7 protein-coding genes are annotated in these 15,970 nt (G+C 32.2%); all 7 read right to left on the reverse strand.

Annotated elements, in window-relative coordinates:
- Positions 1 to 816: 816 nt before the first annotated feature.
- On the reverse strand, positions 817 to 1,548 hold the full coding sequence (locus FKR84_RS06180; protein WP_141421433.1) for a hypothetical protein: 732 nt from the start codon (positions 1,546 to 1,548) through the stop codon (positions 817 to 819).
- Between the two features lie 2 nt (positions 1,549 to 1,550).
- Positions 1,551 to 6,038: a DEAD/DEAH box helicase gene (locus FKR84_RS06185; RefSeq protein WP_141421434.1), complete on the reverse strand. Its 4,488-nt coding sequence runs from the start codon at positions 6,036 to 6,038 to the stop codon at positions 1,551 to 1,553.
- 1 nt (position 6,039) lies between these two features.
- Positions 6,040 to 6,654 (reverse strand): alpha-ketoglutarate-dependent dioxygenase AlkB family protein, encoded by a 615-nt coding sequence (locus tag FKR84_RS06190; protein WP_141421435.1) that lies wholly within the window; start codon positions 6,652 to 6,654, stop codon positions 6,040 to 6,042.
- A gap of 310 nt (positions 6,655 to 6,964) precedes the next feature.
- Positions 6,965 to 8,989 (reverse strand): BREX system Lon protease-like protein BrxL, encoded by a 2,025-nt coding sequence (gene brxL / locus FKR84_RS06195; protein WP_141421436.1) that lies wholly within the window; start codon positions 8,987 to 8,989, stop codon positions 6,965 to 6,967.
- Positions 8,990 to 8,992: 3 nt separating this feature from the next.
- Entirely contained in the window at positions 8,993 to 11,491 is a 2,499-nt protein-coding gene (gene pglZ / locus FKR84_RS06200) for a BREX-1 system phosphatase PglZ type A (RefSeq protein ID WP_141421437.1), read from the reverse strand.
- Complete coding sequence (locus FKR84_RS06205) at positions 11,488 to 13,020, reverse strand: S1 RNA-binding domain-containing protein (RefSeq protein ID WP_141421438.1); 1,533 nt, start codon at positions 13,018 to 13,020, stop codon at positions 11,488 to 11,490. Before FKR84_RS06205 ends, pglZ begins: the two co-directional genes overlap by 4 nt.
- Positions 13,013 to 15,970, reverse strand: coding sequence for a hypothetical protein (locus FKR84_RS06210; protein WP_141421439.1), 2,958 nt, complete (start codon positions 15,968 to 15,970; stop codon positions 13,013 to 13,015). The genes FKR84_RS06205 and FKR84_RS06210 overlap by 8 nt, the downstream gene beginning before the upstream one ends.

A 15,970-nucleotide genomic window follows, 5' to 3' on the forward strand; every position in this document is an offset into this window, starting at 1 on the left:
CAAACAATATGGCACGTTAAATAACTTACTGTATGGGAGCCTTTTCTTTGATAACTCATAGTACGAAAATATAGATTTTTTCGCACTACTAAAGTGCTGCAATAAAATTGCAGGGTTTAAATCCCTTTTTTGAGACCAATAAAACAGAAAGAATAAAGCCAAGGGTTATACCGTTGGCTTTATTATAAGATGGTTGGAAAATTTTGTCATCAATACCAAAGGCATCCGTTAAAATACACGACATTTGTAAGTATTTAAAACATTAATTATCTCTTGAGTGCCAATACTCATCATGATCTGGATTCAATTGGTTTGAGTAATTATCTAACTCTTCTTGTGAATGATCTACGTCTGGATTTAAACTCATAATTGAAATTTTTAAAGATTTATAATAATTTGTAGCAAATATAAAACTAGAAAAAATTGGATCCATATAAATATTCTACGATAGAAAAAAATTACGAAATGATATAAATTTAGTACAAGTCAGAAATATGCTAAAATTGATATTTAGTTGACACACAATTTCAGCGACCTATTAAGATAAGATCTAGAAGACTTACAGGGTTTTTATATATTCGAAACTACTATTTTAAAACTTTTAAAAAGAAGTTATCTATAACCCCCATAAAAAAAATCATCAAAGATTAACATATTTGCAAAGGTTACTTTATCACCTTTGCAAATTCTTTTTCTTGAGCATAAACCATAACGCCATAAAACTTTTCTATTTTCTAAAAATACAGAGTTTTTCAAATAATTTTGTTTTGCTATTGTTAGGTAAAGTTACACGATTGCAATAGTCCTTGGTGTACTTTAAAAAGACCACTTAAAACCAAATTGTAGTAAAATTATTACTAATGATAAAGCAATCAAAATTATAGTTATATAGAAAAATCTTTTTTGTACTTTTATCAAATAATCGATTTTATCGATGAACTTAGATTCTACCTCAGATACTTTTTTTGCTATATCTTTTTCATTCTCATAGATTCCATCTAATTTCTCCGACTGTTCATTAAAGCCAATCCCAAAGCCTTCATTAATCTTAGAAAGTTCAGAAAAGATTTTGTTCTCTAACTTAGAAATCAGTTTTTCTTGCTCAGAAAAGCTATTAACAATTTCATGTTTTAATTCTGATATTTCAGATGATAGTATTCCGAAACTTTTAAAAAAATCGAAAGCTGCTAACTTTTCTTCTGTATTAGAAATATGCTCATTAAGAGACTTCAATCCTTTTAAGGTTTCATTGGCTTTAATCTCGAATTCATTAGAAACTTTGTTAGAATCTGTTTCTAATCTATTTAAAATCGTCTCAAATTCAGACTTTAAGTTATAGGATAAGCGATCAATTTCTGTTGATATATTTGAGTTTTTAACATCGACCTTATCTGTCAACATTTCTATTGAAGAAGTTGATTTCTGAACAGATTTTATTAGTTGCTCACTGGAATCTATGATACTTAAGACCTGTTCACGAGCGGACTGAAGGTTTTTTAAGTTATTTTCGATATCAATTAAAGAACTTTGGATTTCAGGATTATTCATTTTTATTGAATATATTTATTAGTTATTATTTCTAATTGTTGGGCGTGGATTATTACCTTGGTTTCTTGCCTTAAAGTATTGTAATCGTCTTTTGACATATAAAGTTTTATATACTCATTAAACTCATCAAATAGGTACCAAAAGCTTTTTGAGCTTTCACTTCGTTTCATAAAGCCCTTCATTCCATTCACATAACTAGTAATAAACCGGCTTTCAATCGTTTTGTTTTTTTTAATTCCTAAATAAATGAGGCAAAATGATTCTAGTAAAGATAGTGAAGGGTTAGAGTCTGTTAAAGAGCGACTAATTAGTCTAACAGCACCATTTAAATGTTTCACATTATCTAGAGGTGTACCTACTCCAACTATGTCATCATCAATTACCCTAAGATATTTCTTTAAAATTTGTATAGAAGATTCTTTACCACCATTTGTATCTTTAACCAAGGAAAACTCTTCACCATTATCTGCTACGTAGTCTTCTTTAGCATACTTCGAATTAAAATAATAGTATATGAAATCTTTTAATCTTTCATTAGATTTGATCCAATTAGTTTCTTTACTAAGCCCTTCCACACAAAAAGTTCTCATATCGTCAATCGCTCTTTTCCTTTTTACGGATATTTTATCGTAAATAAAGGAAGTTAAATACCAAAGACATTTATAAATTTCCTCTGTAATTGGGTTTAAGTCATCAACTTTTAATTTGTGAGTTTTAGCTTTTAAAACTTCTTGTTCTGCTCTATTCATTGTGTAATAACGCAACAAGAAGATCTTCAGGCCTTCTAAATACCCTCCAGGCTTCATTCTTTTTGCTATAATCCGAAATTGCTTGATAACGAAGTTTTGTGTAAAATCTTCAATTAAACCTATGCAGCACATTCTGTAAATAGCTTTAGCTAAATCTGCATATTCTTTTTCAGTATAAGGGACATATATAGTCACCGCATCACCGGGAAGGGCGTTTACAAGCGGCGTTAAAAAACCTTCACTTTTTTCTTCATTTTTTTTATGAGCAACTACTACATTTTCTTTATTTAAAAGACGATGCATATACATTTTTTCAACGTAATCTCCTTTAAAAGATTGATCAAAGAAATATAATGTGGTGTCATAATCAGCATTTAAGTACCTGAAGTTTCTCTCGCTGATTTCTATATTTTCTTCTGAAAGCTTAGCTATTAGTTCATTTTTAGACTGCCATCTTCTTGCCTCATCACTAGCATATTTTAAAGTGCATTTATTAAAGACAGGACAATCCTCATTGCACTCCCTGAAAGCAAACATTTTATTATTTCTGGGGCAAAATAATTTTACGACATCCGATTGAGGAGAAGCAACGAATATATCATCTTCTGTATAATCTATATTATACTCCTCTAATATTTGTATCAAGTCATCTTTATAAAACCACTTATCTCTTAGTAAGCCTAACGGGAAACCCTTTTTTTCAAGATTAGTAAACTGGGCTATTTCATAATCAGTAACAAAAATAGTGGCCAATGCCATTTTACGGTCTCTGCCTGATCGGCCAGCCTCTTGCACAAATGATTCTAATGAACTAGAGTAGTTTAAGTTTATAGTAAAGCGTACATTAGGTTTATCTATACCCATTCCAAATGCTTTTGTTGCTACCATCAGAGGGCTTTTATTATCTCTAAAAAGTTCTAAGCTTTCAGTAGCTAAAGCATCATCATCCTGGCCAGAAAACGAAGCTACCTGAGGAATTAATTCTTCTCTTAGTTTGCTTGTATTCTTATTAACAGATATACCAGAATTATTTACATGTGGACAAAATACTATGCCTGCTTGTTTAAAAACTTCATTTGTTTCGAAATAATCAGTTGGCATTTCAACCTTTAAATCTAAATCACTTCCTTCCTCATTATTTTGTCTTTCTACAAAACTTTCTTTAATATATTCAATATTTTGCGGTTCTTGAAGCTCATTAATAAAATCAGGAACTCTCTGAAGATACTCTTCTAGAAACTCAGATTTAGCATCATAAATTTTCCATTTAGAGCTATTGATCTTTACAGCTCTCGGTAAATTTTCAGGAAGCAGTTTTTTCTTATCGAAGGTATCATCTTCTTCAAAAGAAATTGGAATTCTTTCAATTTTATACTGTAATTCTAATCTGTTGGTGTTTTCATACCTCACAATTACTTCAGAATCTAAGGTAAATGCACCATTTCCAGACAATTCTCTTTCTACATCGGCTAAAACATCAAATGAAGCTGTAGCCGTTAGGCCAAATAGTGAAATTTCATTTTCTTTAGCTCTGACGTAGTTATATAAGTTTCTCCCTAAATGTAAATATGAAAATCTAAAGTCGTGCCCCCACTCCGATACACAATGGACTTCATCAATAACAGCATACGAAAAATACACGTTATAGTCGTGCATATGCTTTAATCTTTCTCTAAAAGAAGCAATAGCTAAGCGCTCAGGAGAAAGGAATATAAATAATAATTCAGAAGACTCTAATTGGAGTTCAGCCGCTTCTTTTTCTTCTGAGCTCAATGATGAATTAATATAAGCAGCACAATCTATACCTGCATTTATCAAGCCATCATATTGATCTTTCATCAATGATTTAAGCGGGTCAATAATAAGAGTTACCCCTGGCTGCAATAAGGCTGCGATTTGATAAGTCAAGGATTTCCCTCCACCGGTTGGCAATAAGCCGATAACAGGTAAATTCTTTAAAGCTCTATCGAGTATAGGTAATTGTCCTGATCTAAAAGATTCTTTGCGAAATAATAATTGCAGAAAGTAAGTTAAATGCCTTTCGTTTTCTATCGCCGTTTGATAATTACCGTGATTATCTTTAAAAACTACATCCTTATACTTAATTAAGGAAGAAGTGTAGATATTTCTTGACTCTCTTAATTTTTGAATTGTTTTTATATTAAAATAACAATTATTTCTACATTTAAATTCACTAAAAGCTTCTATGCTTTCATTTACAGTTGTTAAAGTAGATTGCGTCACTACCAAATCAAAAGTAATTGAGGAAATTTTTGAGTTTATCCCTGTATAGACTTTTTGATTTAAATGCAATTTTGAATCTTGAAATAATCTGTCACCAATTATCGTTAAATTGATTTTTGGTAATTTTAACTTATCATATTTTAGACTTAATGAGCTTAAACTTTCAAAAAGTTGCTGAAAGTCTTTAATCGCTAATGTTGCAAATGGCACATCCTTTTCTTCAACCAATATATTCCACTCCTTCACCTCTAAGCTTAAATGATCTGTAATCAAAGCTTCAACTAACACTTTTTGAAACCTAGCTATAGCTAAAGGACTTAATAAAACTTGTAGCTCTTCTAATAAAGTTTGATTTTTCCAATCATTTTTATCAAGGTATGATTTAAATATGCTGTTTAATTCTTCAAAATCGTATTCATTTATAGGGTTAAAGCTAATTTCTCCATACTTAATCTCTTTAATTGTGTTTCCAAATGCGTTTTGAAAGGCTTCTTCTATAAATAAACTAGAACGCGTTGGCAAACCTCTTGTTATAATATTATTTAGTACAGCAAGTATGGGCTCTACATCTTCATATACACTAGCACCCAAATCAAATGGTGCTGCGACCTCAAAATGTGAAAGTTGGTTGTTGTACTGCTCTTTACTTTTTCTTCTGCTGTTTCTAATGCAATCTAGCTCATAGGCTGCGGCAAATTGAACCGTTGGGTAATATTCAATAGGTATAAGGTGACCTTCTACATTTGCTTCAAGTTTATAAATTTTGGCTTTATACGTCCAATTATTACCAAACTGATAATTTTCTTCGGCATATAACTCTTGTAATAGATCTAAATTAAAGTACCTAAAAAAACTATCAATCCTTTTGTTATTCGGATTCAATGGACCAACAGCTACTAGATAGTTATTTGAAACAATACTCCCATCTATAATATAGGTAAGATGCTTTAAATCTATTTGAGCAACATCTAAGATATTAGAGAATATATGAATGACTGGATAATTATTTTCCGTTTCAATATCATCTGCATTAATATTCTCAAAAAACTGATTATGGGTTTTAATAGGTATGCTTTGATCAAGATAGGTTTTAACATGTAGTTCTGCTCTACTTAAAGCCATTTTAGATGGCTCAACAAGTGTTACTGATGATATATTTTTGAGATTATTCGATTCTTTAAGGAAATCAAAAAGATTTATGGTACCCAATGCTTGCCCACAACCCCAATCGATAATATGAAACGGTGTTTCAAAAGCTTCGTTAGGGATATTTTTAAAGGCATCTAACAATTTTGCTTTGTGCATATTACCGAACGACCTTAGATACTGGCATAAATGCTGGTGCGTATCTAAAAGTGCTAAACCTCTATTCAAGCCAATATAGAATTCATCTGTCTCTGCAGAGTTAAATTCTGCTAATTCAGCCACAGCCAATTGTCTAATAGCGTCAAAGCTTGGGTTCTCTAAAGCTAATACGTTCTTCTGATAAGTTAGCATACTACTTAATTACTCTAAAAGTTAGGTTCACACGTTCTCCGATTTCTTTTTTGGTTTTAGGGATCTGATGTTTCCAATAATGTTGTAGTTCACCTTGCATAATTAGTAAACTTCCGTGCTTTAAAAGAATGTCTATACGCTCATTAGTCTCAATATGTTTAAGTTGAAATTTTCGTTCTGCACCAAAATTTACAGAAGCAATTACTGGATTTTTTCCTAACTCTTTTTCAGCATCGGTATGCCATGAAATTGAATCGCTACCGTTTCTGTATCTGTTAAGTAAAACGCTATTAAATTTCACTTTTGCCTTTGGTTCGATATCTGATTTAATCTTTACTAAACCTGGACTCCAGGGATTAGGGTCTAAAGTTATACCTGAAAAACTATACGGTTTATCTTGGTCGCCATACCATGCAGTTAAGCGTGGAAAAGGAACTTTTTTTCCGTACATATTCATAGATTCCTGTTTCCAATTAATATCCGTAATTAATCGTTTTAAATAGCTATCTGCAGTCACTTTATCATAAAAATCAGGAATATAAATATATTCACCATGATTTATTTTTATGGTCTCACCGCGTTTGGGAGACTCTGAAAACATATCTAATTGACTCATTTCTTTTTATTTAATCACACTTAAACTTATTCAAGACTTCTTGGCTTATCTTTTATTTTTATACGGTGTATTATAATTATTCCTGTGATTGCTTTGCTACTTCATCTTATTAAATAGAACTTTAAAGCTTTTTTATTAATACTTCTTCTACTTTTTTTGCTGTCATCTGTTAATTTCACAAAATCAGACACAACTAATACACATTTGTTTTTTCCAAAGTCTTTCAGGTCTATTACACTTAATGCAATGGAAGCTATACTTATTTGCTTGAGGAAGTTTTCTAACTCATAAACAAATTTGTGTTTATTGCTTAACATTTTAAATATGTAATTTCACATGCTTTACATAACCGCTGTTCTTGAACATATTCATTAATATCATACCAGCCACCTGTCTTTTGCCAGATATCTAAACCTCTACCTAAAATTACTTTCCAACCATTATCTAAAATGATGGAGCGGTCGTGAATGCAATTGTCAAACTCGTAACTAAAAATGATACCTACCCGCTCTAGAGAATATACAATTTGCTTGAATGCTTCTTTAGCATCTTCTATATAATCCTCATTATTTGCAGTCACCAAATGAAGTTTTACTTCAACATCTGGGTCTTTCTTTTCAGAAAGTAATTTAGCAAACTCCATAAAATTCCTTAATTGATATGGAAGACGAACATATGGATCTACGAGTTTAACATCCGTGGCACCTACTAAATAAGCCCCGAATAATAGATTATAAGAAATACCCGATTGATTATCCCGAATTATTTTCTGGCCCTCAGAAAGCTCTATAGTTTTTTGTTGAGATATCACATCTACATTGTTGTTAGCAGCTTCTAAAGTATCAACTTGATCGATAGTGATTAGATTATCTCCACCGTTTTCAATAACTTCTAAAGTCTCTACATTTATAACTTCTCCTGAGCTTTTAATAGTGTAACTAAAATCTACAGGTTGCTCTAAGAAAGTTTCATCCATTTTCTCAAGCTGTTGCTTGACACGCTTCCTATTTTCAATAGCAAAGTCTAACAACTCTTTGGCTTCGTTTTCATTAAAATCTCCTTGCGGATATATCACTTTGATTAAACCTGCGAAGGTTTTCTCGATTGCCGTTTTATCACGAGTGGTAATAGAATTAGATAACTCAAAAAATTGCGAGTACTCATTGGTTCTGTCTTCTTTGCGTAAATCACGTAGGATTTCAGCAAGATAATCAACGATAAAACCATAGTCAGAACTAAACATCTCATTACGTAATTTGAGAACTTCCCAACCCGGTAAATAGGCGTGTATTCTATCTAAAAAAGCTGCATCATAATAATCTTTAGGCAATGCGTCAAAAAGGTCACTATGCTTGAGCATATAGGGAACAGAATGGTCTGTATTCCCTACAAATACCATTGATGCTGAAGCTCCATATTGTTGTGTTCCTCTTGAGAAGAATTTGTTAGCCATATAGTTCTTCAGAATGTCCACTAAACCTCTGTCAGACTTCTTTGTCTTTCCTGCAAATTCATCATAAGCTACCACATCCCAATACCCAACTAATCCTATTTCTCCAGTACTATTGTTGACAAAGAGTTTTGCTTTGGATACCTCACCACCAGAAATAAGCATTCCGTGTGGTGATAATTCTGAGAAGATATGAGATTTCCCAGTTCCTTTTGGCCCCAATTCAATCAGGTTGTAATTATTTTCTACAAATGGCACTAATCGTGTTAATTGTAAGAGCTTAGAACGTTTGGTAAACTCATCGGGATTAAGACCTATAGATTGCATCAATACATTCATCCACTCCTCTGTAGTAAACTGTTGTCTTGCACTTTTGTATTCTTCTATATCTACATTAGATATTTGAATAGGTTTGATACTTTCTATTATCCAGGGAACGATTCCTTTTTCATCTGAAGAATAGTATGCTAATGTTAGAATACACCAAACACCGCTTGAGAGTAGTTTTTTATGTTCTTTGATGACATCACTGGAGATCGGAATACGACTTAGTCCAAGATTTGCAAAAGAGGCTTCATACTGGTCTTTTATATCATTTAATCTAACAGAAACTTTATCAATGATTCTATGTGAGCCTTTTTCTCGTACTGTTGATTTGATTAGATTAGCCTCATCTCTATGTACAAAGTGTTTTGATATAATATTCTTAACGGTTTCTACACCTTGATTGATGGTCTCTTCATCATCTGTAGCGCAATATTGTCCTAATAAATATTCTAGTACGTAGGTAGGTACAATTGCATTACCCTTAACTAATTTGGTTAAGTCTTTTCTAACTACTTTTCCTTCAAAGTGTTCATTAAGTTTTATATCTAGTGCTTTCATATCTTATATGTCATCAAAGTCGTTAGTGAATGATATGTTTAATGTGTAAAAGAAGCTTTGGTATTCTTTCCACTTAGTGGTTCCTTCTACAGGCTCTTCTAAAACTAATTTTACACGTTGATTCTTATACTTTCCACTAGCTTTAGACATTAGTTGGAAACGGTGTTTCACTTCTCGCTGTCGTTCACTTCCTTCATCTATATCAAAATTGTAAGTAAATAAATCACTTAGACGTTCTTCGTCCTCAGCATAAATAGCTGCTCTAATGGTGCGCGGTAATACTTGCTCTGTTACCAAATTGGATTGGATGAATGAAACTGCAAGAATATTTGTAGTAATCCTATCTGTAGACTTAATAATGTCAATATCTACTTGAGACGTGGTATCTTGACGCTTTTTACTCACTTTAAGCAACGGTATTACAATTTCTTGCATCGTTGCTCCACCGTGAACAAATCGTGAACCAGCACCGCTTATTCTCAATCTATTTACAGATTTTGGTATCAACACATCCACATCCGAATCAATATTTAATTCTGAACCTTTGAAGGCTTTTGTAGTATCATCACCATTTAAGTCTTCACCGATAACAAAACGCCTATTCTCCTTCCAAATGGTTCCCGAATGTCTGGATGTCACAAAATCACTTTCATCTAAATCGCTATGCTGATAAATATAACCGTGGTCTGCAGTAATCATCATATTGTTACCGTTCATATTAGCAATCTTCTTCATCATATCCATCAAGAAGTCAAACTCTTGTTCTACAGCATCAAATACTCGTTCTTCCGTAGCTTTATCATCACCTGTTTTATCTATTCTATTGTGATAGATATAGATAAGGTCATACTGTTTTACAAAGGCTCTTCCTTCTTTGTTAGCATTCATACTCATAAAGTCATCTGCTTTAATTGCCGTGGCTCTTACTCCTGAATTTTCGGCTAAAATTTTAGAACGGCCTTTGGTGCCAGCACTTGACATTCCATCAACGACAACCGCATCTGTTTTCGCTTTAAGTGAAATACTTTTATTCGGTAATAAAGAAGCCATCCCCAGTTGCGTATAGGAAGGCAAACTACTTAGCATATGCTCTATGTTAGATTCATATCTATTTTCAGATTTTAATCTTCTGTTAAGTTCTGCACCATTTTCATAGCGTAAGGCATCAGATATGATAACAAACAAACGTTGTTTTTTCTTTGCAAAAGGTTGTACGTGCTGTTCAAAAAAGCGTTGTTGACTGTAGGGCTCTTGATTAGGCCATTCGATCAAATCATCCACTACTTTTTGCCAGTTGTTGTTATATTTTAACAACCAGTCGTTAGCATATACTTTTTCTATTTTTTGTGCTAGCGTTGCAAGTATTCCGTTTTGTTTGGCTTGTCTAAAACTCCAAACAAACTTTCTGTAGGCTTGGTCTACTTCATACAATTCTGAAGTATAACTTTCTATTCCCTCACTAAAATTAGAATAAGTAGTTCCGTCATATTTACGAATGAGATGCAAGGTTTCTGCACCATATTCTAGACTATCGTATAAAGCTTCTGAAGTAGTGTACCAGTATTTGTTTTCTCTTTGCTTTTTATACCGAACTACTTTTTCATAAGCTATCTCTTCTTCTGCGATGAGATTGACTAGATCGTAGATAATCTTTTTATCGCTTAAGCGAAATAAATCATCCTTAATAATGTCTTCTATTCGGGCTTGCTGAAGTTTGGTTTCTACATCAATATCTGCTGCTATTTTTTCTGAAACCGTACCAAAACTTTCTCGATATTGTATGGTATCTTTCCAAAGTCCAATAAGTAAACGAGATTCTTTGGTCAATTCTGAAGGACGACCTAAACTAAAACTATAATTAAATACTTCCAATAGGAAATCGTAAATAGAAGGCTCCTCTGCTGCATAGTTAAATGCATTTTTAATTTTAGCCCAATAGTAGCTTTTTAAGTTAAATCGGTCTAAATTCTTATCAAACTTTTCATTAGCATCTATAAATGCTGCACTATGCGCGTGTATAAACGTGCTAAGGTTTACGTAATCTGTATTAAACAACACCGCAAGCATTTTACTGCGTATATCCTCGTGTTCATCACCTGCGCCTAGCAGCTCTTTCAATTTGTTTCGACGGTCTTTGGCTTTAAAGAATTCAATATGCTCTGCAACGAGTTCTTTTAAGTGATAGCCTAAACCTAATTCTTGCAAAAACATTGCTTCTTGGTCGGTATGGAATAGATGGTTTGCCAGTTCGATATCCAGTAACCAATTCTCTTCTTTACTAGGTTTCTTACTTGTGAAGTAGAGTAAAAATTTATCTTCTGGTTGTTGTTTCATAATGATATGCTTTACCTCAAACTCATTCTGATTCACGTGAATTTTTTCCACATCAGCAATCTCCAATTTATCAAATTCTTCGGTGAAGTCTTTCTTTTCATCGTACCAGAAAATGACACGATGGTCTTGAAACCGCTTTATTAATGCTTGTTTTATATTTTGACTCATAGTTTTTCTAATATTTTTAAACTATACCCTTTTTCTGTTTTTTTAATGATTTTAATCTTCACAAAATCATTAGCATCATAGATTTCCTTAAAATTTGATTCTAATACTGAAATATGGGAAAGACCACTTTTGCCAGAGTCAAAATCAATAAATATTCCGAAGTCTACGATATTTTGCACTTTCCCCTTAAATATTTCACCAATTATCTCATCTTCTTTTTTAAGGGTAATTATTTTAATATTTTCCGCAATAGGGTCAGCTTTATAATCATAATCGCTTACAAAAGAGATTTCGGCATTTTTAAACTTATCTATTCTATGATGCGCTTTATTGAAAGAATTCTTTGTGAAATTTATTACGCTTTCATCAGTGCACTTAATCTTTCCAAACCTTCCGTTTTTATGAATAAAAATGATTTCTCCTTTTGAAGAAGGAGAATCACTATATAATTCATCTTTATAGTAGCTGTAGAGTTTTTTAAATAAAGTTTTTGCATTTCCAGTTACTTCTTTTAATTCAAAATAATTAACAAGCTTTTGATACTTGGCTGAATTATTCCAAAGACCTTCTTGAATTCCAGCGTATATAACTTCAGCAAACCTTTTTGCTTCATTTATTCTATTGAGTCTTACCAAAATCCTAGATTGATGTAACAATAAACTGGCACAAAATTTTACATCTTTTAGAACAATTGCAGAACGAAGCGACTTCTCCCAACTTTCTTCATATCTTTTTTGATTAAACAGAATTTCTGAAAATTCTTTAAATAAAAAGTATTTGCTACTGCCAGCTTTAGAATTAATAATTTCTAAATATTGTTTTTCCGCTAAATCAAGATTATTAAGTTTAATATATGCACGAGCTATTCTCATTTTGAACCATAAATCATTATCATAATGAAATTCACTAATACTAGAAAGAGCTAAATTACACGCTTTTAGAGCCTCTTCAGCTTTATTTAATTTATCGCAGGCTTTAGTGTAATATTGAAAGTACGTTTCATAAGGGGATGCCTGTTCAACATCTCTCCCTTCATTAGTAGTATAACTTGAAGATTCTTTGGATAAAAAATCAGGATTGATAATTTTACAGTAGTCAAAAATCTTATTTGCATTAAAAAGATTGTTTGAGTGTGCTGCCCAAAGATTAGAAACAATTAAGTAAAATGGACAAGGATATTGATTATTAAGACTAACATCCTTCTGTTTTAAAAGTGGAAGGTATTGACCTATAATATTTTCGAATTGAAGTATTTGTTGTGGTGATTTATTCTTTATGTAATTATCAAATATGTACCATCCGCATAAACTAAAAACAATTTCGTCTTCTTTAAACTTCCCTACTATTTCTTGTAGTTTTATAATATTAGTTTTGTGTGCCTTTCGTGCAGCTTGCAAAAGATTTACCGCATCAAATTTATTGAACTCTTCGGCGTGATTCTCATAGATTTCTAAACAAATTTCTATTGCTTTAGAAGGGTCCTTTTGAATAAATCCTTTGGCACTGTCTTGAAGTTCTCTTTTAGTCATTTTTAACTAATGTTTTAATAATTTGTACAAGATCTTCAGTAGATTTTTCTTTAATAGTCAAACAAGAAAAGAAGCCGTAGTTGCGCTCCCTTGTGGTATATCTAAGGTTGAAGTTAACCACTTCATTATTTCTTGTTACGGTGAACCTATCCTCATTTTGATGGGATTCTTGAAGATGTAATTGACAATTTTGTTTGCTTAGTTCAAACTGCCAATCTTTATAAATTTTCTTTCGAAAGTCTTCAGGATAACTTGCTTCCTTTGCTTTATTAAATAATTTACCAATAGCTTTTTCTAAAGCTTCTCTATTATTCTCGTTGGTGCGTTCAATTCGTATGGAAGAAACTTCTTGATTTCCTTTATTATTAATTGCTAAAATTGATTCCTCATTAGTAGAAGAGCAGAACGTTACCTTTATTAAATATGCTGATTTTTTCTGAATGTTTAATATGCTGTATCCTTCTAGTTCATTGAGTAAGTGTTTTACCGCTATAAGACTATTAAGGTTTAAATCTTCGGTAACATAAGTTTTTATCGAACTTGGGATATCTTCTTCTTCAAAACTCAAGTTGGGATTAACATCAATAAATTCTAAGTTTTCATTTACTGCAACTTCATCTATAAAAGTGCAATTATCAAATGGCGAAATTGTTAAAGGATTAAGCATAAACAACTGAGTATTGGCAGCTGTTAATCCTGAATATAACCATCTAAAGTAACTTGCATTTGTTATTCCAGAATCCTCTTGTTGAGTGGCTTTAAATAATATACTTTCAAAGTTTGAACCTACAGACTTATGAACTGTAATTGCCCACCCATAATTAACAAGAGCAGCATTAATAAAAGGGTCATTTTTCCTTAAGGATATTAAAAGATTATTACTGTATATTTTTTTATAAGAACGTTCTACTTTATTTCTTTGAGTTTTATATTTTTTTAAGTCTTTTTTTAAAACTTTTTCGCCTTCATTTTCTCGTTTATTCCATTCTTTTATGTTGTTTAAAGCTTCATTAAACTCTTTGTCATAAAGTAAATTCTGATATTCTTGACTCTTTTCAAATGGATATATTTTCTTGGATTCTGCTAATTTCTTATTAATAAAAATCTTAAATGCCACTAATTCTTTCTGAGACAATTCTTCAACTCCATCAAGGTAATTTTCTAAGATTATAATTTCTGCATCTGCCGAAGTTACATTTCCTAGTAATTGAACTTTTAATCTTCTAAACATTAAATTAGCAACAAGCTCATTGTTTCTTTTGGTAACTGTTTCGGGTATTTGTTCCTTCACTTCTTTGACTAGCAAATAACTACCATTTACAGCTTTTGTTGGCACGCCAAGACCTGTAATGTCGGGTATATTAATGTTATTGTTTAATATTAGTAAATCGTTTACCGCTAATTTTTTACCTGTTTTTAGAATATTTTTTTTGATATATAAATTTGTAGTCCTTGCATCTTTCTTTGAAAAAAACAAAACCGCTTCTTTAGGCTCAGCTTCAAAAGGATGAGAAAACCAATTTTTTATACAATTCAATCCGTCATCGTGCTTCGCGTAGTGTAGTGATGCATCAAATTGATATGTTAAATTGTTGAAGTAATTTTGGTCTATCGCGTTTCCCAGTACTTTTCTAGTTTTTAATAACTGAACATCTGAATCACGTTTTTCAGGTGTATGTCTATAGTTTATTATATTACCATCTGGGAATAGCTCATTAAGGGTATCTAGATTTAGAGCGGAATCTTCAACCTTTCCGTAAGAAAGCATATATGGGTCTCCGATGAATATAATTTTTCTATTGGTCTTTTTAAGTCGTAGAAATTGAATCAAATCTTGAAGTAACCTTCCCGTTCCAAATTTCATTAAATCGGTTTGATGCAGACTTTGAGAAACTAAATGTGCCTCTGGAATAATGATAGTTGCGTTATCATCTATCTCGCTATCGCTTTTTAAATCTATTAGTTCCTGTTCTAATTCTGATTCCTCTGGTGTTTGCTCATCTTCTATTTCCCCGTCTTCCTTTTTTAAATCATTATCTCTTCCTCCGTATATTACAGCATACAGGCTGGAAACGTCAAATTTTGTTCTTAGATTAATTTTACGTGCAATTCTGGAAGAGTGACACCAAATATCAGTTTCTGGTGAGCCATTGTCTAAAGCATAGGTATTAACCATCGCCATCCACTCATCCCTTAGCGTTTGGCTCATTGATTCTAACACCAGTATTCCTGATTCATTATTAGCATAAAATTCTTTTAGAGCTGGCTCAATATTTTTGTCTATTACTTGATGCTGGGCTTTTGGTTTTGCGTAATAGTCATCAGCCTTTATTGTTAAGTCTCCACTCCATTCTTTTGCAGGAAATAAAGCTTTGAATTTTGCAGCTATAGGTGCTTCAAACTTATTGGGACTGGCATATTGATTAAGAAATGTATGCAGGTCTAATTCGCTTTTTAGTTGGTAATACGGAACCCTTCTAGACGTTTCTCTATTTTTGGTTATAGGGCCCGAGAAGATATTGAGTGCACAGATTTTTTTAATATCAACTACATAACGCAACAGTCCGTCATCTTGCACGATACCCTTCATCACACCTCGGTATCTATCCAATTGTTTAAAAGGATTTGTATGGTTATTTCCTGCTTCTATTTTAATGCGATTACCATCTTTAGTATTATTAAACCACGCTTTAGTTCTAAAGTCATCATCGTTGGTAGGCAACATAATTTCACCTTTGTAATCCTTAAAATCGATGATTATTAAACCGTTTGTATATAATAAAATGGCATCGGCTCTAAACCTTGGATAGTCTTCGTTAAACGGATTTCCTATTAAAAGCCCATCCCATTTTTGTTCTTTGAAAAATGGAACCAAGTGAAGGGCTACACGGTCAAACTGTACATTTTCGTGGAGATTTTCTGTTTTATTGAATAATACCTCTAATGCCAT

It is taken from the genome of Haloflavibacter putidus (assembly GCF_006546625.1).
Taxonomy (GTDB): Bacteria; Bacteroidota; Bacteroidia; order Flavobacteriales; family Flavobacteriaceae; genus Mesonia; species Mesonia putida.

Bases quoted from the DNA above. Each gene is read 5' to 3' on its own strand.
- FKR84_RS06180 (WP_141421433.1), bottom strand. From the start codon at position 1,548: ATGAATAATCCTGAAATCCAAAGTTCTTTAATTGATATCGAAAATAAC.
- FKR84_RS06185 (WP_141421434.1), bottom strand. From the start codon at position 6,038: ATGCTAACTTATCAGAAGAACGTATTAGCTTTAGAGAACCCAAGCTTT.
- FKR84_RS06190 (WP_141421435.1), bottom strand. From the start codon at position 6,654: ATGAGTCAATTAGATATGTTTTCAGAGTCTCCCAAACGCGGTGAGACC.
- brxL (WP_141421436.1), bottom strand. From the start codon at position 8,989: ATGAAAGCACTAGATATAAAACTTAATGAACACTTTGAAGGAAAAGTA.
- pglZ (WP_141421437.1), bottom strand. From the start codon at position 11,491: ATGAGTCAAAATATAAAACAAGCATTAATAAAGCGGTTTCAAGACCAT.
- FKR84_RS06205 (WP_141421438.1), bottom strand. From the start codon at position 13,020: ATGACTAAAAGAGAACTTCAAGACAGTGCCAAAGGATTTATTCAAAAG.
- FKR84_RS06210 (WP_141421439.1), bottom strand. From the start codon at position 15,970: ATGGCATTAGAGGTATTATTCAATAAAACAGAAAATCTCCACGAAAAT.